This is a genomic window from Microbacterium ulmi (assembly GCF_011759705.1).
Lineage (GTDB): Bacteria > Actinomycetota > Actinomycetes > Actinomycetales > Microbacteriaceae > Microbacterium > Microbacterium ulmi.
Map to the genome: position 1 here is coordinate 1,314,720 of NZ_JAAOZF010000001.1, position 23,015 is coordinate 1,337,734.

General features: G+C 68.2%; 26 protein-coding genes, 2 tRNA genes and 2 pseudogenes. 14 read left to right on the forward strand and 16 right to left on the reverse strand.

Annotated elements, in window-relative coordinates; translation table 11 throughout:
- Positions 1–57 precede the first annotated feature (57 nt).
- The gene (locus FHS08_RS06325) at positions 58–771 is read right to left on the reverse strand and encodes a VIT1/CCC1 transporter family protein (protein WP_167036795.1); all 714 of its coding nucleotides are present in this window, start codon (positions 769–771) and stop codon (positions 58–60) included.
- Between the two features lie 107 nt (positions 772–878).
- Between FHS08_RS06325 and FHS08_RS06330 the strand changes: the two genes are divergently transcribed.
- From FHS08_RS06330 to FHS08_RS16840, 3 genes are all read left to right on the forward strand, one after another.
- Positions 879–955, forward strand: a tRNA-Ile gene (locus tag FHS08_RS06330).
- 11 nt (positions 956–966) lie between these two features.
- Positions 967–1,039 (forward strand) — tRNA-Ala (locus tag FHS08_RS06335).
- A gap of 28 nt (positions 1,040–1,067) precedes the next feature.
- On the forward strand, positions 1,068–1,232 hold the full coding sequence (locus tag FHS08_RS16840; RefSeq protein ID WP_243847239.1) for a hypothetical protein: 165 nt from the start codon (positions 1,068–1,070) through the stop codon (positions 1,230–1,232).
- 312 nt (positions 1,233–1,544) lie between these two features.
- Here FHS08_RS16840 and FHS08_RS06340 read toward each other — a convergent pair.
- Both FHS08_RS06340 and FHS08_RS06345 read right to left on the reverse strand, forming a co-directional pair.
- Positions 1,545–2,759: pseudogene (locus FHS08_RS06340) on the reverse strand (recombinase family protein); the annotation flags it as partial.
- A 130-nt stretch (positions 2,760–2,889) separates the two neighbouring features.
- Complete coding sequence (locus FHS08_RS06345) at positions 2,890–3,192, reverse strand: hypothetical protein (protein WP_167036798.1); 303 nt, start codon at positions 3,190–3,192, stop codon at positions 2,890–2,892.
- A 485-nt stretch (positions 3,193–3,677) separates the two neighbouring features.
- On the opposite strand from FHS08_RS06345, the gene FHS08_RS06350 reads away from it, so the two are divergent.
- A complete protein-coding gene (locus FHS08_RS06350) occupies positions 3,678–4,304 on the forward strand; it encodes a HEAT repeat domain-containing protein (RefSeq protein WP_243847240.1) in 627 nt (208 codons plus the stop codon).
- The gene (locus FHS08_RS06355; protein ID WP_167036801.1) at positions 4,305–5,312 is read left to right on the forward strand and encodes a MerR family transcriptional regulator; all 1,008 of its coding nucleotides are present in this window, start codon (positions 4,305–4,307) and stop codon (positions 5,310–5,312) included. It begins immediately after the preceding gene.
- Between the two features lie 404 nt (positions 5,313–5,716).
- Here FHS08_RS06355 and FHS08_RS06360 read toward each other — a convergent pair.
- Positions 5,717–6,910: pseudogene (locus FHS08_RS06360) on the reverse strand (IS3 family transposase).
- A 265-nt stretch (positions 6,911–7,175) separates the two neighbouring features.
- Here FHS08_RS06360 and FHS08_RS06365 point away from each other — a divergent pair.
- Positions 7,176–7,433: a ribbon-helix-helix domain-containing protein gene (locus FHS08_RS06365; RefSeq protein ID WP_167036804.1), complete on the forward strand. Its 258-nt coding sequence runs from the start codon at positions 7,176–7,178 to the stop codon at positions 7,431–7,433.
- A complete protein-coding gene (locus FHS08_RS06370) occupies positions 7,430–7,669 on the forward strand; it encodes a toxin (RefSeq protein ID WP_167036807.1) in 240 nt (79 codons plus the stop codon). Before FHS08_RS06365 ends, FHS08_RS06370 begins: the two co-directional genes overlap by 4 nt.
- 122 nt (positions 7,670–7,791) lie before the next feature.
- Here the strand turns inward: FHS08_RS06370 and FHS08_RS06375 are convergent, their stop codons facing one another.
- Complete coding sequence (locus FHS08_RS06375; protein ID WP_208382221.1) at positions 7,792–8,043, reverse strand: aldo/keto reductase; 252 nt, start codon at positions 8,041–8,043, stop codon at positions 7,792–7,794.
- A gap of 62 nt (positions 8,044–8,105) precedes the next feature.
- Here FHS08_RS06375 and FHS08_RS06380 point away from each other — a divergent pair, with 62 nt between their 5' ends.
- Positions 8,106–8,474, forward strand: coding sequence for a MerR family transcriptional regulator (locus FHS08_RS06380; RefSeq protein WP_167036810.1), 369 nt, complete (start codon positions 8,106–8,108; stop codon positions 8,472–8,474).
- A gap of 99 nt (positions 8,475–8,573) precedes the next feature.
- Here the strand turns inward: FHS08_RS06380 and FHS08_RS06385 are convergent, their stop codons facing one another.
- From FHS08_RS06385 to FHS08_RS06395, 3 genes are all read right to left on the reverse strand, one after another.
- Positions 8,574–9,155: a dihydrofolate reductase family protein gene (locus FHS08_RS06385; RefSeq protein ID WP_167036813.1), complete on the reverse strand. Its 582-nt coding sequence runs from the start codon at positions 9,153–9,155 to the stop codon at positions 8,574–8,576.
- 93 nt (positions 9,156–9,248) lie between these two features.
- The gene (locus FHS08_RS06390) at positions 9,249–9,461 is read right to left on the reverse strand and encodes a DUF6186 family protein (RefSeq protein WP_167036816.1); all 213 of its coding nucleotides are present in this window, start codon (positions 9,459–9,461) and stop codon (positions 9,249–9,251) included.
- Complete coding sequence (locus FHS08_RS06395; protein WP_167036819.1) at positions 9,461–10,090, reverse strand: hypothetical protein; 630 nt, start codon at positions 10,088–10,090, stop codon at positions 9,461–9,463. Before FHS08_RS06395 ends, FHS08_RS06390 begins: the two co-directional genes overlap by 1 nt.
- 121 nt (positions 10,091–10,211) lie before the next feature.
- On the opposite strand from FHS08_RS06395, the gene FHS08_RS06400 reads away from it, so the two are divergent.
- A complete protein-coding gene (locus FHS08_RS06400) occupies positions 10,212–10,634 on the forward strand; it encodes an NUDIX hydrolase (RefSeq protein ID WP_167036822.1) in 423 nt (140 codons plus the stop codon).
- A gap of 4 nt (positions 10,635–10,638) precedes the next feature.
- Here the strand turns inward: FHS08_RS06400 and FHS08_RS06405 are convergent, their stop codons facing one another.
- Both FHS08_RS06405 and FHS08_RS06410 read right to left on the reverse strand, forming a co-directional pair.
- Positions 10,639–11,112: an aminoacyl-tRNA deacylase gene (locus tag FHS08_RS06405; RefSeq protein ID WP_167036825.1), complete on the reverse strand. Its 474-nt coding sequence runs from the start codon at positions 11,110–11,112 to the stop codon at positions 10,639–10,641.
- Positions 11,105–11,683: a DNA helicase gene (locus tag FHS08_RS06410; RefSeq protein ID WP_167036828.1), complete on the reverse strand. Its 579-nt coding sequence runs from the start codon at positions 11,681–11,683 to the stop codon at positions 11,105–11,107. Before FHS08_RS06410 ends, FHS08_RS06405 begins: the two co-directional genes overlap by 8 nt.
- 98 nt (positions 11,684–11,781) lie before the next feature.
- On the opposite strand from FHS08_RS06410, the gene FHS08_RS06415 reads away from it, so the two are divergent.
- A complete protein-coding gene (locus FHS08_RS06415; RefSeq protein WP_167036831.1) occupies positions 11,782–12,339 on the forward strand; it encodes a peptidylprolyl isomerase in 558 nt (185 codons plus the stop codon).
- Between the two features lie 15 nt (positions 12,340–12,354).
- Entirely contained in the window at positions 12,355–13,275 is a 921-nt protein-coding gene (locus FHS08_RS06420; protein ID WP_167036836.1) for a rhomboid family intramembrane serine protease, read from the forward strand.
- Between the two features lie 153 nt (positions 13,276–13,428).
- Here FHS08_RS06420 and FHS08_RS06425 read toward each other — a convergent pair whose 3' ends face one another.
- The gene (locus FHS08_RS06425; protein ID WP_167036839.1) at positions 13,429–13,665 is read right to left on the reverse strand and encodes a cell division protein CrgA; all 237 of its coding nucleotides are present in this window, start codon (positions 13,663–13,665) and stop codon (positions 13,429–13,431) included.
- Positions 13,666–13,719: 54 nt separating this feature from the next.
- On the opposite strand from FHS08_RS06425, the gene FHS08_RS06430 reads away from it, so the two are divergent.
- From FHS08_RS06430 to FHS08_RS06440, 3 genes are read left to right on the forward strand one after another with little or no spacing between them, the layout of a single operon-like run.
- Positions 13,720–14,526, forward strand: a complete 807-nt coding sequence (locus FHS08_RS06430; RefSeq protein WP_341800332.1) for a class E sortase — start codon at positions 13,720–13,722, stop codon at positions 14,524–14,526.
- Positions 14,526–14,705 carry a hypothetical protein gene (locus tag FHS08_RS06435; RefSeq protein WP_167036842.1) on the forward strand — a complete coding sequence of 60 codons (180 nt, stop codon included), beginning with the start codon at positions 14,526–14,528 and terminating at the stop codon, positions 14,703–14,705. Before FHS08_RS06430 ends, FHS08_RS06435 begins: the two co-directional genes overlap by 1 nt.
- A 3-nt stretch (positions 14,706–14,708) precedes the next feature.
- Complete coding sequence (locus tag FHS08_RS06440; protein ID WP_167036845.1) at positions 14,709–15,371, forward strand: glutamine amidotransferase-related protein; 663 nt, start codon at positions 14,709–14,711, stop codon at positions 15,369–15,371.
- 7 nt (positions 15,372–15,378) lie between these two features.
- On the opposite strand, the gene pknB is transcribed toward FHS08_RS06440, so the two are convergent.
- The 5 genes from pknB to FHS08_RS06465 all read right to left on the reverse strand — a co-directional run bounded on the left by pknB (position 15,379) and on the right by FHS08_RS06465 (position 23,011).
- A complete protein-coding gene (pknB, locus tag FHS08_RS06445) occupies positions 15,379–17,076 on the reverse strand; it encodes a Stk1 family PASTA domain-containing Ser/Thr kinase (RefSeq protein WP_167036848.1) in 1,698 nt (565 codons plus the stop codon).
- Between the two features lie 56 nt (positions 17,077–17,132).
- The gene (locus FHS08_RS06450) at positions 17,133–18,848 is read right to left on the reverse strand and encodes a serine/threonine-protein kinase (protein WP_167036851.1); all 1,716 of its coding nucleotides are present in this window, start codon (positions 18,846–18,848) and stop codon (positions 17,133–17,135) included.
- Positions 18,845–20,302: a peptidoglycan D,D-transpeptidase FtsI family protein gene (locus tag FHS08_RS06455; RefSeq protein WP_167036854.1), complete on the reverse strand. Its 1,458-nt coding sequence runs from the start codon at positions 20,300–20,302 to the stop codon at positions 18,845–18,847. The genes FHS08_RS06450 and FHS08_RS06455 overlap by 4 nt, the downstream gene beginning before the upstream one ends.
- A gap of 76 nt (positions 20,303–20,378) precedes the next feature.
- Entirely contained in the window at positions 20,379–21,776 is a 1,398-nt protein-coding gene (locus FHS08_RS06460) for an FtsW/RodA/SpoVE family cell cycle protein (protein WP_170283245.1), read from the reverse strand.
- Entirely contained in the window at positions 21,773–23,011 is a 1,239-nt protein-coding gene (locus FHS08_RS06465) for a PP2C family protein-serine/threonine phosphatase (protein WP_167036857.1), read from the reverse strand. Before FHS08_RS06465 ends, FHS08_RS06460 begins: the two co-directional genes overlap by 4 nt.
- Positions 23,012–23,015 lie beyond the last annotated feature (4 nt).

Consider the following 23,015-nt stretch of genomic DNA (forward strand, 5'->3'; position numbering starts at 1 on the left):
TGGCCCGCGGCCGCGCCGCGGCTGGAGAGCGGATGCCTCGTCCGACGCGCGTGAGACTCAGGCGACGGCGGTGCCGAGGACGGTGCCGATCAGCCAGGTGGCGAGCAGGGCGAGCGCGCCTCCGATCATGAGGCGAAGCGTCGCGCGGAGCCGGGGAGCGCCGCCGATGGACGCCGACACCGTGCCGGTCAGCGCCAGGGCGAGGAGCACCGCCGCGAAGGTGACGGGCACGCGCCACCCCGGTGGCGGCAGGAGGATCGCGAGGAGCGGCAGCAGCGCGCCGAGTGTGAACGAGACGGCTGACGAGAGCGCCGCGTGCCACGGGTTGACGAGGTCGTGCGGGTCGATGCCGAGCTCGGCGTCGAGGTGCGCCGCGAGGGCGTCGTGCTCGGTGAGCTCCGTCGCGACCTGGCGGGCCGTGGCATCCGACAGCCCCCGGTCCCGATACAGCTGCGTCAGCTCGTCGAGCTCTTCCGCAGGAAGCTCTTGCAGCTCACGCTTCTCCTTCGCGATGAGCGCCCGCTCGCTGTCGCGCTGGCTGCTCACCGAGACGTACTCGCCGAGCGCCATCGAGACCGCTCCGCCCACGAGACCCGCGACGCCGGCGGTCAGCAGGGCCGGAACGGAAGCGGTCGCGCCCGCGACGCCCACGACGAGCGCAGCGACCGAAACGATGCCGTCGTTCGCTCCGAGCACGCCCGCGCGCAGCCAGTTGAGGCGCTGACTGAGGCTCCCGGAATGCTGCTCGCCCTCGTGCGGAATCGTCTTCACGCATCCAGTCAAGCATCGGGAGGATGCCGCACTCCCCTCGATTCGAGAAAACGCCGCGCGTCGGGTAAAGTCTTGGAGGTTGACAGCGCGCAGCGCGGTCGGCAGACGGGGCTATAGCTCAGGCGGTTAGAGCGCTTCACTGATAATGAAGAGGTCCCAGGTTCAAGTCCTGGTAGCCCCACCACACCCAGCCCCGGGGCCTTAGCTCAGTTGGTAGAGCGCCTGCTTTGCAAGCAGGATGTCAGGAGTTCGAATCTCCTAGGCTCCACAATTTCAGACGTAGTCGAACCCCTGACATGGGAGTGTTCGCCTGCTGTGACGGCGAACGGCTCCGCGAGGCGGAGGCTGGCTTCCTCGTCTTCGTCGATGTCGATGCCGGTCGTGAAGGTCTGGTTGGCCAGGCGCTTCCCGTGGGCGTCGGTGCTCTTGTAGAGGCGCTGGCAGTCGATCAGCAGGCGTAGCGCCTTGTTGATCTGGCGTCTCGGGCCTTGATCCTGGTCGTGCTCGTCGGTGATGCGGCGGTCGATGTCGGCCAGACCTGCGCGGATGCGATCCTGGTGGCGTTTCAGTGTGGGTAGGTCGATGGCGTCGGCGAAGTGCGCGGCCAGGAGCTTGTCTGACTCGTCTTCCAAACGGCGTCGGTTGGCGGCGAGTTCCGCCAGCTCATCGGATCGCGCTGCGAATCGCTCGTCGAAGGCTTGCTCGACCTTCTTGGCGAGGCCGACGTACTGGGCTTCGTTGATGCTGATGCGGGCGCAGCAGTCGGCGACGAGCTGTTCGGCGACCGCAACGGGGATTGCTCGACGGGTGCATCGGGTCTTACGGGTGCGGCGGCCGCTGCACGAGTAGTAGGCATATTGGATGCCCTGCTTGTTCGTGGGCAGGTCGAGTTGCAGCCGTGATCCGCATGCCCCGCAGAACAGGCTGCCTTTGAGGTAGTGGTCGTGGATGCGCTTGCGTGCTCGTGCTTGCTTCGCAGTGTCGAGGATGGACTGGACGCGCTGCCAGGTGGTGAGGTCGATCAGCGGTTCGTGAGAGCCCGGATGGTTTGCGCCTTTGTAGGGGACGAGGCCGATGTAGTAGGGGTTGCGGAGGATCTTGAAGAACGTCGAACGCCCTACTGGGCCGGAGGGTCGTTGCGGTGTCGGGATCGTCGTGAGCCCTCGAGCTGTTGCGTCCGCGAGGAGGTCGACGACTGAGTGCTCGCCGGTGGCGTACTGGTCGAATGCCCACCGGATGAAGGGGGCGCGTTCCTCATCAACCTCGACAGTTCGATACTCGCGGCCCTGCTCATCCTTCGCGCGGACGTTGAGGTATCCGAGCGGTGCGCGCATGGGAGTGCCGCCGGTGGCGACCTTCTGCGTCAGCCCCTTCGTCACCTCGGTCGCAAGATTCTTGGAGTAGAACTCGGCGATCGACGACATGATCCCGTGCAGCAACATCCCCGAGGGGGTTTCGTCGATGTTCTCCGTCGCGGACACCAACTTCACTCCCGCGTCGAGGAGTGCGCGGTGGATCTCGACGTCGTCGAGACGATTGCGGGCGAGCCGGTCGACCTTGTGGACGATGCAATACGTCACCTGATGGGAGGCGATGTAATCCAGCATCCGCTTCAAGTCTGGCCGATCTGCGGAACGTGCCGACTCTCCGGCGTCGACGAACTCCGCCACAATCCGCGCGCCCAACGCCTCAGCCTTCCGGCCGTTGGCCTCGCGCTGCGCCGGGATGGAGAATCCCTCGTCCCGGCCGCCCTTCGCAGCCTGTTCCTTGGTGGAGACGCGCTGATAGGTCACCGCCGTGAAAGCCGGCGCCTCCTCAACTTCGGGTGCTGCTGGCAGCAACAGCGTCATCGTGGTGTCCTTTCTCAGCCTCGTAACTACTGTCGCCAGGGCCGTTGGTTTGATCGTCTCGCGCGCAAATGGCGCGGTCCTGGGCTTCGTTTTGGTGGAGCTATTCGGCGAGGTGCAGGACGAGCGAAACGAGGGCATCGGTATCCGGGGTCTCGCGCACGCGCGGCGTCGCGGTGATGCGACGACCAGACGGTGTGGTGCGGGAGAAGGCCATGGAGGAGAGGTACACACCCCCGCGCCGGAATCCCCGCACCCGCACCGTTCATAGTCAGAGTGCCCGTAGATGCGCTCGCTGGTCTCTGACCCGGCCGCGTTCCTCGACCGGCACGTCTTCGCGTGCAGCGTCGAGCTGCTTGGCGAAGGTGTTGCTGCCGTCGAGCGTCGCGTGGAATCCCTCGATCTGCTCGTCGGTGAGTTCGACGGCGAGTTGGTGGAGGTCGTAGCGCTCCCACCAGTCCGTCAGCTCACCCCAGGTGAGCACGAAGGCTCGTGTCGGGAACGGGCCGTCGCTGCGGCGGATCGGGATGGGTTTGCGGATCTTCTTCCTCTTCGCCCGCCGCTCCGCCTTCACCCGCGCCAGGGCCTCCTCCGCGAGTCGATGCAGTTCGGCATCAGAGGTTCCGGGTGGGGCTTCTGCCTCGTTACGGATACGTACTTGTCGCAAACGAACTGCATGAGGTCCGCCGCGACAGGGTCGTGCGCCCACGCGTCGTTGTCGTGTTCGTGGAGCTGGCGCAGCAGGCAGCGTAGTCCTTCGCTGGTGCGGAACTGTCGATTTCGTAGAGCGGGTGGTTCTGGTTGTGGGGTTGTTTTGGTCATGGCTTTCACGCCTCCTCATGTTGAGGTGCGTGTCAGCCATCCCGTCGGTGGCGGAACCCACCTCCTTCTCGACTCAACGCCTTGTCACTGTGCGAAGGTCAAGGCCCAGACGAAGGAATCTTTCGATCACTCCGAGTGGTTGACATTGTCACCGTGACAAGGTGTGAAGTAGGTTGAGGAGGTATTGAGATGGTCGAAATGAGAACGGAAACACCAGGAGCCCGGCTGAGGAATGCCTTGTCGGTCATCAGCGCGTCGGCGCGTTTGCAGGCTGCTTTGACGGCCGGCACTCGGCCGGATGAGTCCTACATCGGGGTGCTTGTGGAGCGTTGCGGGGTGGAGCCGGACTTCTTCGTCCGCGACATGCTGACGTGGGCGTTGACCAGGCATGAGCCCGCGTTGACGGTGGCGGCCGTGTTGCCTCAGCTTCGTTCCGCATCGGCTCAGGCGCGCAGCCAGGCCTTGCACACGCTCTCGAAGATCGGCGACCCTGCAACGGGGGCTGCGATCACCGTGGATCTCCTCCACGACGAGAACGTCGAGGTGGCTCGTGCAGCATGGCGTACCGCTGCCGGGCTCGTCCCTGCCGGTCATGAGGCTGAGCTGGCTCAGGAACTGGTGAGTGAGCTCGGGCGGGGAGATCGCGAGACGCAACGTAGCCTCAGCCGCGCGTTCGCCGTCCTCGGAACCGCTGCTGAGCCGGTCGTCGAAGACGCGGCGAGCAGTGAGGACCAGACGGTGAGTGCGCACGCCGTGGCGACGCTGGCGATCATGGCTGACCCCGATGAGGGGTTCGATGCGGCGATCGCGGAAGCGAAGCGAGTTGTCGCTCTTCGTGGGGCACCAACGGTGAAGGAGCAGTAGTTGCTGATCGGTGAGGTGGCGCAGCGTTCGGGTATCAGCGCCCGGATGCTGCGTCACTACGACCGGATCGGTTTGGTGTCCCCGTCGGAGCGAACATCGGGTGGATACCGGGAGTACTCCGAGAGCGATATGCGTCGACTGTTCCACGTCGAAGGGTTGCGCTCTCTGGGGTTGAGTCTTGCTCAGATCGCGGACGTGATCGATGATCGCGCGTTCGATCCCGCCGTGATGGTCGATAACGTCATCGAACGCACGCGAGAGCAGATCACGCAGGGGGAGGAACTGGTGCAGCGACTGGAAGACGTACAGGCCACCGCCCCGAAAACCTGGGCTGATGTCCTGCGCACCATCGGACTCATCCGAGGATTGGAATCACCAAGCCCTTCACATCGACAGCAACTGGTCTTGAAAGCTGCGGAACCCGACCAGCGCGATGTCCCCGTACTCGTTGAGGCCATGCTGCGCGAGAACACTGAAGACGCTGCCGGTGCCCTGCAATGGGCTATCGCACGAAGCGGGGACGCAGCGATCCCCGCGCTTGTCCAGGCCTTGGACTCCCCGGACAGCGAGCGGAGGCGTCGCGGGTTCGATGCCCTGGTGAAACTCGATACCCCCGCCGCCGTGCGGGTAATCATGGGATTGACGAAACATGAGGATCTTCGTATCCGAAACCGAGCGATCATCACCCGCGCACAACATGGCAAGAAAGGCTCGATCACCGCACTGATCGGACTCATCAGCACCGGTCAGGACGACGTCGAAGCCGCTGACGCGCTCACAGAGCTCGCCCTCCGCGACGAGCAAGTCGATCACGTCATGGCCGCACTGGCAACGGCGCTGAGGACCGCAGAGCCCGACGCCCGCCGGCGCTTGGTCGGCGCACTGAACGATCTCCCGCCGGACGCGACGAAAGACACGCTCACGTCGCTGCTCGATGATGAAGACCGCGCCACAGCGCTCACCGCCAGATTCATCCTCGACACGCAAGCCAAGAACGACCGAGTGTAGCCGTAGGGCACTCAACGTGCTCCGCGTACGACCCGACTTCCCTCGAACGCCAGCACAGACATTTGAGCTGCCACGCGTCTTGCAAACGAGGTTGCCAGTGAACTTCCGAAGCATTTGATCTGTGCGGGGTCTTGCTGGCTGACGGCGCAGAAGCGCTTGGTGGGCGGCTCCGTCAAGACTGTCGACCAGGAGAATAGTCTCATCCTGTGACTCCTGAATTGCTCTCGGTCGTGGTGGCCGGTGCCCTCGGTGTTTCCGGCACGATCGTCGGGGTGGTGATGACGACGTGGCTCGGGAGGTCGGCGGAGCGGCGTCGCTTGACTGCTGAAGACGAGCGTCGCTGGCTCGCAGATCGGCGTCGGGTGTACGCAGGGACTGCTGCACGGATAGGTGACAGGTTGTAGTCACGCCGCCAGTGCGGCTGGCGTGTTCATGATGACCTCGAATTCGATCGGGGTCAAACGGCCGAGGGCCGCCTGTCGACGACGTTGGTGGTAGGTCCGCTCGATCCAGGTCACGATCGCGATCCGCAACTGCTCACGGGTCGCCCAGGTGCGGCGGTCGAGGACGTTCTTCTGCAGCAAGGCGAAGAAGCTCTCCATGGCCGCGTTGTCTCCAGCCGCGGCTACTCGACCCATGGATCCGACGAGTCGATGACGGGTCAGGGCGCGCAGGAACTTCCGGCTGCGGAATTGACTGCCTCTGTCGCTGTGGACCACGCAGCCGGCGACGTCGCCGCGCATCGCGACGGCGTTGTTCAGCGCGTTGACGGCCAGACTTGGACTTCATCCTCGAGTCGATCGAGTACCCGACGATCCGGTTGGCGAACACGTCCTTGATCGCGCAAAGGTAGAGCTTTCCCTCCGCGGTCTTGTGCCCGGTTATGTCGGTGAGCCAGAGCTGGTTCGGGCCGTCGGCGGTGAACTCGTGCCGGATCCGTCCGTTCTCGTCGGTCACGGCGCAGAGATCGTTGTGGACGGGCGGTCCGGGCTTCTTGCCGTTGCGGCCCCGCTTCTTCCCGAACGCGGACCACCAGCCGTTGGCCGACGCGATCCGCCACGCCGTCCGATCCGACATCGCCTCGCCCGCGTCGCGGGCCTCGTCGGCGAGCAGCCGGTGCCCGAACTCCGGGTCATCCTTGTGGGCGTCGAACAACGCGTTCGCACGATACGCCTCCACCACCTCACTGTCGGTGATGGGGTCTGCCAGCCACCGGTAGTAGGGCTGGCGAGAGAGCTTGAGCACCCGACACGTCACCGTCACAGGGATCCCTGCGGCGGCGAGCTCCGTCACGAGCGGGTAGAACCTTTTCCCGGCAGGTTCGCCTGCGACAGATACGCCGCCGCCCGCCGCAGAACCTCGTTCTCCTGCTCCAGCAGCCGGATCCGCTTGCGGGCTTCGCGCAGCTCGGCGCCCTCGCTGCGGGACTGGCCGGGCTTGGCGCCCTCGTCGATATCGGCGCGACGCATCCACTTCTGCAGCGTCATCGGGTGGACCCCGAAGTCTTTCGCGATCTGCTCGATCGTCACTCCGGGCTCGCGGTTCCTCGCAACGCCCACCACGTCGTCACGGAACTCACTCGGGTAGGGCTTGGGCACAGCAACATCCTTCCAGGCCCACCCCACAGGCAAGCCAGTTCAGATGTCACCTCTCCGTGCCGCAGTCCCCATCGCAGATGCAGCAGCCTGGCTTAGTCGGGCATAGTGCCTCGGAGGTGGCCGTCGAGAGCTGTCACAGTTCATCCACGCGACCCTGCCACCGCCTGTGATCTGGAACTCGCCACCGAGATCGCAGATGGCTGTGCGACTATCTGACTGGGGTGGCATCTGGCCACCGGCCTTATTTTTGTATAACATTAAGGGTATGAGTGAGCGCGAGACGATCAACGGCACGCCTGTCACCGAGGAGCAGATCGCAGCCTGGGCAGTCGAAGCGCAGGCTGGCTACGACGTGGCGACGTTGAAGAAGCGGGGTCGCGGGCGTCCTGGCCGTGGTGCTGAGCCGTCGCAGGTCATCGCGTTGCGTCTCACGGCGGACGAGATCAGTGCTCTTGATGCGCGGGCGGAGCACGAAGGCAAGTCCCGCTCCGAGGTAATCCGCGAGGCACTGGCCTCGGCGTGAGAGTCCACCCCTCGGCGCTCAAGCACGGTGTCGATGCCGAGAACGCGATCCAGGCTGCGACCTGGGCGACCTGGATCGAGGACCTCGATGACAACAGCCCAGCCAGGCAGCTTCGGCTCGGGTTCGACACCCGCGGCCGATTGCTGGAGACGGTCGTGCTGGTCTTCGACAGCGGAAACGAACTCGTGATCCATGCCATGAAGGCTCTCCCGCAGATGCTCGACCTACTGCCATAGGCAGCTCCGAGCTCTGGCTCAGCCGGTCCGAGTTTACTCCCATACCGTCATCCGACTCACCTCGAACCGCCGCGCGATCGACATGACGCTCTCGCCGTTGTCGCGTGCCGTTTGAGCGGCGTCTATCTGTCGCCGAGCGCGTAAGCGTCCGCGGTGTCGATCAACTGCACGCCCAGTCCGACGGCTCTCCGAAGCAACTCGATCGCGTCCGAAGGACTCGCCGGTGCCCGCCAGATCTGTGCACCGGCGGCCGTGCCGTCGCCGGTGGCGTCGGTGATGCGCATCGTTCCGAGGCCGAGCCGCCGTACGCGCAGGTCGCCGCCGAGGAGGAAGAAGTCGTCCACGGGGTGCGTTCGATGTGTCGAGATCGTCATAGCGACGACGGTAGGACGTGACGCTAGCGTCACCTGCAAGTCCCATTCCGAAGGAGGTCGTCATGATGGGCGTCTACGACGGCACGATGAGTATCGGCGAACTGTCCGCCCGTACCGGAGCCAGCGTGCGGGCGCTGCGCTACTACGAGCAGCACCGCCTGCTCGACGCGCGGCGGACGAGCGCCGGCCATCGTCGCTTCTCCGAGGACGCAGTCGAGACCGTTCGCCGTGTCCGGTTGTTCCTCGAGGCCGGACTGCCCCTGGCCGTCGTGTCTCAGATCATGCCGTGCTTCATCGACGACGGGGAACGGCTGGACGCCTGCGTCTCCGAGTATCTCCGCGACCATCTGGGTGGCGTGCAGGCCCGCATCGACGAGCTGGACAAGCAACAGATGACTGTCGCGCGGCTGCAGCGACTCGTCGTCGCATGACGAACACCGAGCCGTGATCCGCGCGCGGACCGGTGGTGGAGAGACGGCCCTGCTCGTGATGACGACGTGCGATCCACTTCGCGTGTCCGCCGCGATCGGTCAGCGGCGCATCCGATAGCGCAGATGAAGCACCCGGTTGCCCTGAACCACCTCGTCGGGATCCTCCAGCAGGTGCTGGGCGTCGATCGACCCGAAGAAGCGCTTGCCGGACCCGAACACGACGGGCACGACATCCATGCGCACCTCATCGACCAGGCCAGCGGCCAGCACCTGGCCGCCGACGTCGCCGGCGGCGACCTCGACGACGCGGTCTCCCGCGAGCTCCCGCGCCTTGGCCACGGCCGCCTCGACGCCGTCCACGAAATGGAACGGCGCCTCGGGATCCCAGCCCTCTGGCTTCGGCCGGTGCGTCACGACGACGACGTGGTCGACCCCGCCCGGCGGCGTCCCGTCCCAGCCGTCGGTCATGTCGAAGACGTGGCGGCCGGCGATCGTCGCTCCGATCCCGTCCCAGTACGGCCGGGTGTAGTCGTAGGACGTCTGCGACACCGTCAGCACGCCGCTCTCGTCCAGCGGCACGTCACCGCCGGTCAGCCAGTCGAACAGCGGTCCGGGCTGATCGTTCTCGTCCGCGATGTAGCCATCCACGGACACCGAGGCGTACATGACCACCTTGCCCATGGGTCCTCCTCTGCGTCGGGGTGACCCCAAAGTAGCGTCTCCAGCCGTTCGGCACGTGCCCCGGATGCTCGCGCAGGAGCCGCGGGCGACACCTCACCCGGGGTAGCCGGGATCGACGGTCTGCGCGACGAGGAAGTGCCACCCGAGCCACCACCAGCAGACCAGGATCGCGATCCGCACGGTCCTGGACTGCATGATGCGATCGAACAGTCCGCTCGCGGTCGCCTCCGGATCGCGCCGCGACGAGATCCAGGTGACGACGCCGAGCACGATCGCGCCGACGACGAAGACCGTCGCACTGAGCATCAGCGCCCTCCTCCCCTGCGCACGAGGAAGCCGCCCACGGCGAGCCAGCACACGACGAAGACGATCTTCCCTGCCACCGTGTCCACCGCGGGGTTGAGCAGATCGCTCAGCGCCGGATAGGCGGCTCGGCCGCCGGGCAGCTGCGCGCCGCGCAGCACCTCGGCGAGCTCCCAGAGACAGCCGGCGATCCAGACGGCGCCCCACCAGATCGCGAGAGCGCGCAGCCCACGCGACCAGGGTCGCACGGGCGAGGGATGCCGAGGCCATGCCGCGGCCCCCGCCGCCACGCCGATCGCCATGACCGCGATCGCCATCGCGACTCCGTGTCGCGGGAGAAGGACGAGCGGGACGGCCGCCACGACGCCGACGATCACGACGGTCCTCGTCCGCGGGCGACGCCAGGATCCCTCGAGCGGGAGCAGTCCCGAGGCGTCCGCGGTGAGCGCGAAGGCAGTGACGCCGAAGATGATCGCGTCGCCCCATTGCCGGCGCAGAAGCTGCACGAGGCCGATCGCGACGACGACGAACAGCCACCCGCGGGCGCCCCATGACAGCGCGCGGAGCGCCTCGAGCCCGCCGAGGCGCCGGGTGCCCTCGCCTTCGATCCCCTCCGCCGTCTCGTCGTCCACACGATCGCCTCCGGAGGCACTCTAGCCCTGCGTGAGACCGGCGGCTCCGTGCAGCTCCCGCCCCTCTCCACAGCTCGGCACGGCCCCCCCGAAGCCAGGTGGTGCGTCGATATGGTGAAGCATGGACTTGCGGGTCGCCGCCTACGCCGTCGTCACAGACGATGACGGCCGGATCCTGCTGGCGCACTGGAACGAGGGCAGGCGAGCCGCGTGGACGCTCCCCGGCGGCGGCCTCGAAGACGGCGAGGACCCCGAGCACGCCGTCCGGCGCGAGGTCCGCGAGGAGACGGGCTACCGGGTCGTCGTCGAGCAGCTGCTCGGCATCCATTCCCGCGTGATCCCGCCGGGGCGACGCATCACCGAGTCAGACGAGCCGTTGCACGCTCTGCGGATCGTCTATCGCGCGCGCATCACGGGAGGACGCCTCCGCAACGAGCAGGACGGCTCGACCGACATGGCCGACTGGTTCCCTCTGACCGGCGTGCGGTCGCTGCAGCGCGTCAAGCTCATCGACATCGCGCTGTCGATGGCGGGTCTCGCCTGACGAGTCAGCCGATCGGCTGCGAGATGTCCGCCACCGTCGCGCCGTAGGCCGCGAGCAGGGCGTCGGCGTCGACGAAGAGGCTGTACCCGTGCGCGCCCGCGCCCATCGCGATCCGCTCCCCACGGATGCGCTCGTCCGCATAGACCGGCCAGTCCGTCGTGCTGCCGATCGGCACGATCGTGCCGCGCTCGTATCCCGTCGCGGCCAGCGCACGCGCGGGATCGGGAAGCTGCAGCTTGTTGACGCCGACGAGCGCACGCAGCTTCGGCCACGAGATCGCCCGATCGCCCGGGATCAGCGCGAAGAGATAGGTGTCGTCGCTACGCTTGACGACGAGCGTCTTGACGATCCCCGATGGGGGGATGCCGAGCACCTCGGCGGCCTCCTCGAGGCTTCGCGCGGCGGGGCGCTCACGCAGCTCGATGTCGAGCCCGCGGCCGGACGCCGCCTCGCGGACGCGATCGAGGGGGTCAGGCATCCGGTGCGCGCAGCGGGTCGTCGGCGACCCAGAGCTCGTCGTCGGCACGCAGCGTCTGCCATGCCGCGTACAGGACGCCTGCAGCGGCGGCGACGCCGAGGATGATCGCGATGACGCCCCCCGCGCCGATGCCCTTCTTCTTCGGAGCCTCGACGACGGCGACCTTCTGCGAGAAGCCCTTCGCGGCCTTCTGGCCATACTTCTCGGCGCGCTGGGCGAGGTCGGCCCAGTCCACGCCGCGGCCGGTGCCCAGGCGCTGACGCGTGTCGTTGGCGGCATCCCACACCGACAGGGCCGAGCCGACGACGGCGCCGGCGGCAGGCACGACCTTGTCGTTGAAGACCTGCTTGGAGACCGACATGCCGCGATCCACATACGGCGCCGCATACTTGCCGTACGTCGCCTGGACCTGAGGAACGACCTGCTCGCGGCTGTAGTTGCCGAGCTGGCGCCCCGCTTCGCGCGCGACGGTGGCGGCCTCTCCGACGAGCACCTGCTGCGACTCCCAGAGCTTGTTGGCCTGGTTCTGGAGGTTGCGGAGTTCCTTCTTGCGCTTGCGGCTGACGCTCACGGGGCTCTCCCTGCTGATCGGGGCGATGGTGTTCCCCATCTTGCCAGACCGCCTTCGAACCGGAAGTGTTCACACAGAACTCTGAGAGAATGGAAGACATGCCTCAGCACACCGCGGTCGCGACCCTGCACACGAACCATGGCGATGTCGTCGTCAACCTCTTCGGGGACCACGCGCCCCGCACCGTGAAGAACTTCGTCGGCCTCGCCGACGGCACGGGAGCCTGGACCGATCCCGCGACGGGCAAGCCCGGCGAGGGCCCCCTCTACAGCGGCGTCGTCTTCCACCGCATCATCCCCGGCTTCATGATCCAGGGCGGCGACCCCCTCGGTCAGGGTGTCGGCGGGCCCGGTTACACCTTCGACGACGAGATCCACCCCGAGCTCACCTTCGCGAAGCCCTACCTGCTCGCGATGGCCAACGCGGGACTGCGCCGCAATGCCATCACGGGCGCGGCCGAGGGCACGAACGGCTCCCAGTTCTTCATCACGACCGATCCGACGCCCTGGCTTCAGGGCAAGCACACGATCTTCGGCGAGGTCGCCGACGATGCCTCCCGCGCGGTCGTCGACGCGATCAGCGCGGTCCCGACCGCGGCGGGCGATCGTCCGATCGAGCCCGTCGTGATCGAGTCGGTCGACGTCGTCGCGGCCTAGGAGCTCCGCGGCCTCGTGACGTCGGACGAGTTCACCCGGAACCCCGACAACTTCTGCTATCGGCATCCCGACAGGCAGAGCTTCGTGCTGTGCCAGAGGTGCCTGCGCACCATCTGTCCCGAGTGCCAGACGCCCGCAGCCGTCGGGGTCATCTGCCCCGAGTGCATGCGCGACCAGCAGAAGTCGGCGACGACGGCGCAGCGCAAGGCGGAGCGCCGCTCGGCGTCGCTGCGTCCCGTCTCCGTCCACGACACGCGTCCGCTCGCGACCTACGCGATCATCGGCATCACGGCGTTCGTGTACCTGCTGCAGCAGATTCCGGGCCTGCCGATCACGAGTCTGCTCGCCTTCAACAGCGTGTTCGTCTGGCCGGGCGCGCCGTTCGGCTTCCAGCCGTGGCGCCTGCTCACGGTGCTCGTCGTGCACGGCAGCTTCCTGCACGTGGGCCTCAACATGCTCGTCGTGTGGATGATCGGCCGCAACCTCGAACCCCTCCTCGGCCGATGGCGCTACGTCGTGCTGTATCTGCTCAGCGGGCTCGGCGGCTCGGTCGCCGTTGCGCTGCTCGCGCCCGGGGTCAACGTCGTCGGGGCATCCGGCGCGATCTTCGGCCTCTTCGGAGCGCTCCTGGTGATCGGCCGTCACATCGGCGCGAACATCCGCGGCATCGTCATCGTGATCGCCATCAACTTCGCATTCCCGTTCGCGCTCGCCCTGATCGCGAGCATCGGCTCGGGGTCGTTCGCGACGGCACTCGACGCGATCCGCATCTCGTGGCAGGCGCACCTAGGCGGGCTCGTCACGGGAGCCGCTGTGGGCTACATCTACGCGCGGACCCGGGCCGTGCGCCGGCGCAGGCTGCAGACCGGCCTCCTGGTGGCGCTCGGCGTCGTGCTGCTCGCGCTGCTCGCGCTCCCGCCCGTCATCTACGGCTGACGGCGGATGCCGCGACCGCCGCGGCGGCCCGCGTGCGGCGCCCGGGATCGGCGATCCTGCGTCGGCGTGGGTCGGCGCCGGTCGAGCCGGGAGTTATCCACAGGTTCATCCCCAGATGGGGATGAATCACAGTCGTGTAATTAGCTGCCGGCGTCAGCGCCAGCGGGTCGTCATGAGGAAGCCGACGAACGCGATTCCGAAGCCGATCACGAGGTTCCACGAGTCCAGACCGGGGATCGGGAAAGCCATGCCGCTCAGATAGAAGACGAGAACCCAGACCAGCCCCAGGAGCATGAGTCCGATCATGATCGGCTTGAACCACACGGGGTTGGGCGCCGCATCGCCTTCGCTGCGCTCGACGAGATCGTCGTCCTTGCCAGATCGTGCCATGCAGAGATTCTATCTGCCAGCGGGGTCACAGCACGCCGCCGATAAACTCGCCGTGTGGACGACACGGCCGTGCCGCGGGGGGCGAATCCTCGACCGACAGGACGCGCGCGCCCGAAGCGCCGTGCGTCGGTCGTCGGCGTGCTCGGCGAGCTCCTCATCACGATCGGCGCCCTCACGCTGATGTACGTCGTGTGGCAGCTCTGGGTCGGCGACTGGATCTATGCCGCGGAGCGCAGCGCCGAGGCGAAGTCGCTCTCGCAGCAGTGGCAGCAGGAGTACGAGGAGCAGGTCGCGGCATCCCCGAGTCCTCCGGCGCCCGCCGAGACGCCGGCCGAGCCCGCGCCCGTGACGGCTGATCCCGTCATCCTCCCTCAGCCCGACGACGCGCAGATCTTCGGCACGATGTACATTCCGCGGTTCGGTGCCGACTACGGGGTCGCGATCGCCGGCGGCATCTCGCGAGCGCGGACGCTCGATCCCATCGGCATCGGGCACTACCCCGGAACGCCCATGCCCGGAGAGGTCGGCAACTTCGCCGTCGCCGCGCACCGCACGACGTGGGGCAAGCCGTTCAACCGCATCGCGGAGCTGCGCGTCGGCGATGCGATCGTCGTCGAGACGCCCGGCGGCTGGTACACGTACCGCTTCCGCACCCTCGAATACGTCCAGCCCGACGCCGTCGACGTCCTCCTGCCGGTTCCGCAGGCTCCGGGCGCCGAGCCCGGCGAGCGGTACCTCACCATGACGAGCTGCAGTCCCATGTTCTCGATGACGGAGCGGATCGTGGCCTACAGCGTCTTCGACGCGTTCACCCCCCGGTCGGCGGGTCCGCCGGCGGCGCTGACGGAGGGAGTCGCCTGATGTACGCGGCGCTGTGGCACATCCTGCCGGGCCCATGGTGGATCCGGGTGCTCATCCTGATCGTCGCGCTCGCGGTCGTGCTGTACGCGCTCGTGTTCTGGGTCTTCCCGTGGGTGAGCACGTTCGTCAACCCGCAGGAAGTGACGGTCGCCCTGCCATCCCTGTCGGACCTCGTCTGACCCGTGGTCACCCCGCGCCGGTCAGGGAACGCGGCGGCCACGCCGATCCTCGTCGTCGACAACCACGACAGCTTCGTGCACACCCTCGTGGGCTACCTCCACGAGCTGGGGGCGGAGACCGAGCTCGTGGAGGCGGATTCGATCGCTCCGGATGCCGCAGCGGCCGCGCTCGCTCCGTACCGGGCCGTGCTCGTATCGCCCGGTCCGGGAGCTCCCGCCGACGCCGGAGCCTCGATCGCCGTCGTGCGGGCGGCGGCGAGCCGCGGCATCCCGCTCCTGGGAGTGTGCCTCGGGCACCAGGCGGTCGCGGAGGCGTTCGGCGCGCGCGTCGCGCACGCCCCCGACCTCATGCACGGCATGACCTCGTTCGTGCATCACGACGGCTCTGCACTGTACGAGGGCCTTCCCGATCCGTTCCTCGCGACGCGCTACCACTCGCTCGCGGTCGTGCCTGAGACGCTCCCGCCGGGGCTCGCGGTGACCAGCCGCACGGCGGCCGGCGTCGTCATGGGCGTCTCGCACCGGGAGGTGCCCGTGCAGGGCGTGCAGTTCCACCCGGAGAGCGTGCTGACCGAGGGCGGCTACCGACTGCTCGGGAACTGGCTCGAGAGCGTGGGATACGCCGGCGCGGCCGCGCGCGGCGCAGGGCTCACGCCGCACCGCTGACGAACGCTCAGGAGCCCGTGCAGAAGGTCAGCACGACCGTGGAATGCACGGGCGCCTCACCCGGCGCGATCGACTGGGTCGCGACGATCGGATCGCCGGGAGGCGCCGGGCAGTCGGGGCTCTCCTGCGCCTCGACCGTGAGCTCGAGGCCTTCCAGCTCGCGGGTGGCGGCTTCGATCGTGTAGCCCGTGACGTCGACGACGACGACGCGACCCGTCGCGACGACGAGGTTGACCGCCGTGCCGACGGGGATGCTGGACCCCTCGGTCTGATCGGCGGAGATGACGATGCCCGCCTCGAGACCCGGATCGTTCTCCTGCCGCACCTGTCCGAGCGCGAGGCCCACGCCTTCGAGCGCCGCGCGCGCGGCATCCTGCGACAGCCCCGTGAGCGTCGGCACGACCGCCGTCTCGACGCCCTTCGACACGTAGACCTCGATGCGCTGACCCGGAGACACCGACTCTCCGGCGACGGGATCCGTGCGGATCACGTTGCCGACGGCGACGTCCGAGCTCGTCTCGTCGATCCGGAACGCGATGAGGTCGTTGTCGCCGAGGACCGTCGCAGCCTTCTCGTAGGCCATCGCCGTCACGTCGGGGACGATCCGCGCGCTCGGCGGCACGTTCACCCAGGGACGGATCGTCATGACCCAGAACAGCACCGCCACCAGGAGGACCGCGATGACGGCGACGCCGGCCCAGATCCATGCGACAGGCGGTCCCGCCTGCGTGCGCTTCATCGTCGTGTCGGTGCTGAGCTGCCGCAGCGATCGGGCGGTCTCCGCCGCCTGGCGAGGGTTGGGGCCGTACAGCTCGCTCGTCAGCGCGCCGACCTTGCGCTTCGACGGCGACTTCGCATCGATCGTCGCGTCGAGAGCCTCGCGGAAGCCGGCGGCATCCTGATACCGCTGGAAGGGATCCTTCGCGAGAGCGCGCAGCGCGACGGCGTCGAGCGAGCGCGGGACGGACTCGTTGACCTCGGACGGCGGGACGGGAGCCTCGCTCACGTGCTGGTAGGCGACCGCGACGGGCGATTCCCCGCGGAACGGCTGACGCCCCGTCAGGAGCTCGTACAGCACGACCCCCGTCGAGTACAGGTCCGCGCGCGCATCGACGGGCTCGCCCTTGGCCTGCTCGGGTGAGAAGTACGCGGCCGTGCCCAGGATCGCCGTCGTCTCGGCGACGGTCGACGACGAGTCGGAGACCGCGCGGGCGATGCCGAAGTCCATGACCTTGACCTGCCCGGCATCCGTCACCATGACGTTGCCCGGCTTGATGTCCCGATGGACGACCCCTGCCCGGTGCGAGTACTCGAGCGCCTCGAGGATGCCGTCGACATACCGCACGGCATCGCCGACCGGCACGGGCCCCTGCGCGATGACGTCTTTCAGGAGCGAGCCGTGCACGAGCTCCATGACGATGAACGGAACGGGATGCACAGACCCGTCGGGGTAGGTCTCGGAGTCCTCGCCCGCGTCGTAGACCCGGACGATCGTCGGATGCGCCATGCGCGACGCGGCCTGCGCCTCGAGGCGGAAGCGCATGCGGAACGCGTTGTCGTGCGCGAGGTCGCGGTTGAGGATCTTGATGGCCACCTGACGGCCGAGCGTCAGGTCGTATCCCCGGTAGACGGTGGCCATTCCGCCGCGGCCGATGCGCTCGTCGACGCGGTAGCGCCCTGAAAGCACGCGCGGCTCAGCTGTCACGGTCTCCCCCTGGCATGGAACAGAGCCAGCCTAGCCGACGGAGGCGGACCGGCCGGTCAGCCCGTCTCCTCCGGCTCGGGCGTCGCGGGAGCCTCGATGAGCGCCGTCGCCTCCGGCGACGAGCCCGACGTGCGCTGCCCCGCCGGCCCGCCGGAGCAGTTCGCCGTGTAGGTCACGATGATGGTCTGCCCGACGTTGGAGGTGGCCGTCAGCGTGCCGCTGCGCTGCTGCGGCGTGAACGCCGACGTCGTCTGCCCGTTCGGGAAGGTCGCATTGGTGGCCGTGAGCGTGAACGCGCTCAGCTGACCCGTGCCCGAGGGGCACACGTAGTTGGGCCACGTCACCGTGAGCGTCCCGTTGGGGGCGACGGTCGCGGCGGACAGCGCGGGAGCCTCCGGCGCCGGCATCTGCGTCAGGTCGCCGAAGCACGTCAGGGTCAGCTCGTCCTCGGGGAGGAGCATGCCGGACGGGTTGATCGACTGGACCGTGTTGACGTCGCCCTCCGTCGACGCGGCGGGGCGGTCCGGTGCGATCGTGACGACGAGGATGCCGGCTGTCAGGGCCGCCTGCTGGGCTTCGTCGCAGTTCCGGCCGACGAGCGCGAGCGCACCCACGTCGATGCGGGTCGTGGTCGGCGTCGGCGTCGTCTCGGTCTCGGTCGGGGTGATGCGCGTCGGCGACGAGTCGGTCGGACCGGGCGAGGGCGGACGGTTCGCGAACAGCGCGAAGACGGTTCCGCCGAGCACCAGCACGAGCAGGACGATGAGCGCGATGAGGGGCCACGTCCACGGACTGCGCTTGCGGGCGGGGGTCTTCGCCGGCTCCTCCTCGTCGGGCGCGGGAAGCAGGCGCGTCGCCGCCGCGGGTTCGGACGGGGACAGGAGCTGTGTGAGGTCGTCGCCGACGGACGTGCCGGTGGCGACGGCGGGAACGGCGGCCGCTGCCGCCGCCACGTCTCCTCGCCGCATCGCCGTGGCGGCGCGCGCGACGGCGGATGCCGTGGCGGGGCGGTCGTCGGGCTTCTTCGCGATCATCGCCATGACGAGGTTCTGCACCGGCACGGCCACGGTCGGCGGGAGCGGCGGGGGCTGCTCGTTGATCTGCGCCATCGCGATGGCGACCTGCGACTCGCCCGTGAAGGGACGCTTTCCGGCGAGGCACTCGTACGCGACGATGCCGAGCGAGTACGTGTCGGTCGCAGGGGATGCCGGGTGCCCGGACGCCTGCTCGGGCGAGAGGTACTGCACCGTGCCCATGACCTGGCCGGTCGCGGTCAGCGGAACCTGGTCGGCGATGCGCGCGATGCCGAAGTCGGTGATCTTGACACGGCCGTCCGGCGTGATGAGGAGGTTGCCGGGCTTGATGTCGCGGTGGACGAGACCCGCGGCGTGGGCGGCCTGGAGCGCGGCCGACGTCTGGGCGACGATGTCGAGCGTCTTGTCTGTCGAGAGCGACCCTTCGCGTTCGAGGATCGTCGAGAGCGCCTCGCCGGGGACGAGCTCCATGACGAGGAAGGCCGAGCCGTTCTCCTCGCCGTAGTCGAAGACGCTCGCGATGCCCTCGTGGTTGACGAGCGCGGCGTGGCGGGCCTCGGCGCGGAACCGCTCGAGGAAGCCGGGGTCGCCCATGTACTCGTCTTTGAGGATCTTGATCGCGACGGTGCGGCCGATGACGTGGTCGGTGGCCTCCCACACTTCGCCCATGCCGCCGATGGCGATCCGCGAATCGAGTTCGTAGCGGCCGCCGAAGGTCACTCCCTGCGTCGGTCTCATCTGCCCAGCACCGCCTCCATGACCTTCTTTGCGATGGGCGCCGCGATCGTGTTGCCCGTGCCCGACTGACCCTGACCCCCGCCGTCCTCCACGACGACCGCGACAGCGACTCGAGGATCGACCGCAGGGGCGAAACCGGTGAACCACAACGTGAATGGCTGTCCCGTGCCGTTCTCCGCGGTCCCGGTCTTCCCGGCCACGTCGACCCCGTCTATTCTTGCACCCGTCGCCGCGCCGGAACTGACACCGGCGACCATCATCTGCACCATCTGCTCCGCCAGATCCTCGTCGAGCGCGCGCCCGAACTCCGTGTTCTCGAACTTCTGCTGCACCGTGAGATCCGGCCCGATCACCTCATCCACCATGTGCGGGTTCATGACGACTCCGCCGTTGCCGATGCCGGCAGACACCATCGCCATCTGCAGCGGTGTCGCCGTGACCTGACCCTGGCCGAAGCCGGTCAGCGCCGTCTGCGGGTCGTCCAGTGCCCGGGGGTAGCTGGACGGCGTCGACTCGAGCGGCGTCGCGAACGACGAGTTGAACCCGTACTTCTCGGCCTCTTCGCGGATCGCCGTGTCGCCGAGCTCGACCGCGAGCTCGGCGAAGGGGATGTTGCAGCTGAGCCGCAGCGCCTCCGCGATCGTGACGGTCTCGCCGTCGCCGCAGGTTCCGCGCCACGCGTTGAAGACGACGTTGCTCGACTGCGGGAGCTGGTACGACGCGGGGTTGGGCAGGGTCGAGTCGGGTGTCCACTGGCCCGACGCGAGCGCCGCCGAGGCCACGACGAGCTTGAACGTGGACCCCGGAGGGTTGAGGTCGCCGCCGATCGCCCGGTTGGACAGCGGGTCGTCGGAGGCGTCCTCGAGCGTGTCGTAGTACTCGTTCACGGCAGCCGTGTCGTGCGCCGCGAGCTGGTTCGTGTCGAACGACGGGCTCGAGACCATCGCGAGGATCCGGCCCGTCGCGGGCTCGATCGCGACGACCGCTCCCTGCAGCGATCCGAGCGCCTCGAACGCGGCGCGCTGGACGGCCGCGTCGAGCGAGAGCGTCACATTCGACCCGCGCGGTGGCTGGCCCGTCAGGATCCGGTCGATGCGCGCGAGGAACTGCGAGCCGGCCGTGCCGCTGAGCTCCTGGTTCATCGCCCGCTCGATCCCGGTCGCCGACTGAAGGATCGGGTTGATCCATCCCGTGACGTGACCCCACATGGGGGCGTCCACGTACGTGCGCTGCCAGCTGTACCTGTCGCCCGAGGGGACGGAGGTCGCGATCGCCGTGCCGCTCGCGACGATCGCGCCGCGCTGCACTTCGTACGAGTCCAGGAGTGCGCGCTCGTTGTGCGGATCGGCCGAGAGCGTCTCGGCGTGCACGACCTGGATCCAGCTCGTCGACCCGAACAGCGCGAGGAACATGATCAGCATCAGGATGCTGAGCCGCCGCAGCTCCTTCGTCATCGGTCGCACCTCCCGGTCGTGTGCTCTGCGGCCGGGGGCGTGCCCGTGGCGGCCGGGTACGGCATCCGTCTGGACGTCATCCGATCACCACCCTCGGGCGGCTGCGGACGATGTCGGAGATGCGCAGCAGGAGCGCGACGATGAGCCAGTTCGCGACGAGGGAGGATCCGCCCGCCGCGAGGAACGGGGTCGTGAGGCCGGTCAGCGGGATGAGCCGCGTCACGCCGCCCACCATGATGAACACCTGCAGCGCGATCGTGAACGACAGGCCCGTCGCGAGCAGCTTGCCGAAGTCGTCCTGCCCCGCGAGCCCGATGCGGATGCCGCGGCTCGTGAACACCATGTAGAGGCACAGGATCGCGAAGACGCCCACGAGCCCGAGCTCCTCTCCGAGGCTCGGGAAGATGTAGTCGCTCTGCGCGAGCGGAGTCAGGTACGGACGTCCCTGCCCCAGTCCCGTGCCGATGAGGCCGCCCTGCGCGAGGCCGAAGATGCCGTTGACGAGCTGGTAGCTGCTGTTGTCCATCAGATCGGGATTGAAGGCGTCCAGCCAGTTCACGAAGCGGCCCCGCACGTAGGGGAGGATCTGCGACGCGGCGAAGGCCCCGGCGACGGCGAGGACGACGCCGATGAGCACCCAGCTCGTCTTGCCGGTCGCGACATACAGCATCGCGACGAACATGCCGAAGATGAGCAGTCCCGTGCCGAGGTCGCGCTGCACGACGATGATGCCCATCGAGACGAGCCACAGCACGAGGAGAGGGCCGAGCTGACGCGCGCGCGGCCACGTCATCCCGAGGAAGCGCGTTCCCGTCGACGTGAGGCTCTCGCGCGTGCGGACGAGGTACCCCGCGAAGAAGATCGCGAGCGCGATCTTCGCGAGCTCGCCGGGCTGGAAGGAGAAGAACCCCAGGTCGACCCACACGTCGGCGCCGGCATCCGCCCCGAGACCCGGCACGATCGGCAGCAGAAGCAGGAGCACGCCCACGAGCCCCGACACGTAGGTGTAGCGGAAGAGCACGCGGTAGTTGCGCAGGAACAGCACGACGGCGATCGCCCCGATGACTCCGATCGCGATCCAGGCGAGCTGTCGGGTGGACGTGGCATCCCATCCGTGCACGCGCCGGGCGATGTCGATGCGATAGATCATCGCGAGCCCGAGGCCGGTGAGGAGGGTCGCGATGGGCACGACGAACGGATCGGCGTCGCGCGCGCGCAGACGCAGCAGGATGTGCAGCGCGACGACGAGCGCCGTGAGGCCGCCGCAGTAGATGAGGAACGTCGCGTCGATCTCGCCCGTCGCGCCGAGCTGGACGAGGGCGATCGCGCCCGCGTTGATCGCGAACGCGAAGACCAGGAGGAACAGCTCGCGGTTGCGCTGCGTCTGGGGCACGCGGATGCGGCGAAGGGCCCGAACGACCGCCGTGTCGGCGGTGAGCGACTCGGTCAGGCCCGACGGGGTGGCCGCCGTCATCGCGAGCCCTCCGTCGCTTCCCTGAGGCTCTCGGCGATGCGCCGGGCGTCCTCGAGCGAGCGGGCGGGGATCGTCTCCTCGACGGTCGTTCGCTCGAACGACGAGAGATCGGTCAGGCGGATCGCGGTGTCCTCGTACGGCGTCGAGAGCGAGATCGGCCCGATTCCCTGCTGGATGCCGCGGAAGATCACGACGGTGTCGGCGTCCGCGCCGACGAAGTACCGTGTCTGCGTCCACTGGTACCCCGCGAACAGAGCGGCCGCGAGAGCCGCGAGCACGAGGACGAAGCCCACGATCCATCCGATGCGCCGACGGCGTCCGCGCCGGCGGTCCTCCTCGATGAGCTCCTCGAGGAACTCGGCGGCCGGCTCGAAGTGCGTCGGCTCGTTGGCGGCCTGACGAGCGGGATGCAGCCAGCCCCCGCGGCCCGACCGGGCTGCGGGGACCTCGACGCCGACGGGGTTGGACACCGAGCCGACCATCGTGGGGGTTCCGGAGAAGAGCGGATGCTGTCCTCCCACGTCGACGATGACGATCGTGACGTTGTCGGGAGCCCCGGCGTCGAGCGCCTGCTTGAGGAGGTGGTCGGCGGTGCGGCCGGGCGCGAGCCCGAGTCCGAGCGCCTTCGCCGTGTGGGCGTCGTCGACGACGCCGGACAGCCCGTCCGAGCAGAGCAGCCAGCGGTCGCCGGGCTGTGTCGGCATGATGAACGTGTCGACCTCGGGGTCGGCGTCCATGTCGCCGAGCACGCGCATGAGAACCGACCGCCGGGGGTGGTAGCGCGCCTCCTCAGGCGTGATGCGCCCCGAGTCGACGAGCCGCTGCACGAACGTGTGGTCGGTCGTGATCTGCGTCAGCGCGCCGTCGCGGAACAGATAGATGCGGGAGTCGCCGATGTGCGCGATGACGGCGTAGTCGTCGACCATGACGAGGGCGCTGACGGTTGTGCCCATGCCGGCGAGCTCGGGCCGCGCGTGCACCGTGTCGATCAGCTCGGTCGCGGCATCCGAGATCCCGATGCGGAGGGCGCGCTCGGCCTCGGACGTCGAGGTGTACGGGTGGTCGAGCCGCTCGAGTCGCGAGATCGCGAGGCTCGACGCGACGTCGCCGCCCGCGTGCCCGCCCATTCCGTCGGCCACGACGAAGAGGTTCGAGCCTGCATACCCGGAGTCCTGGTTGTTGGAGCGGACCTTGCCGGTGTGCGAGATCGCGGCGCTCGAGCCTTGGAAGACCATCAGG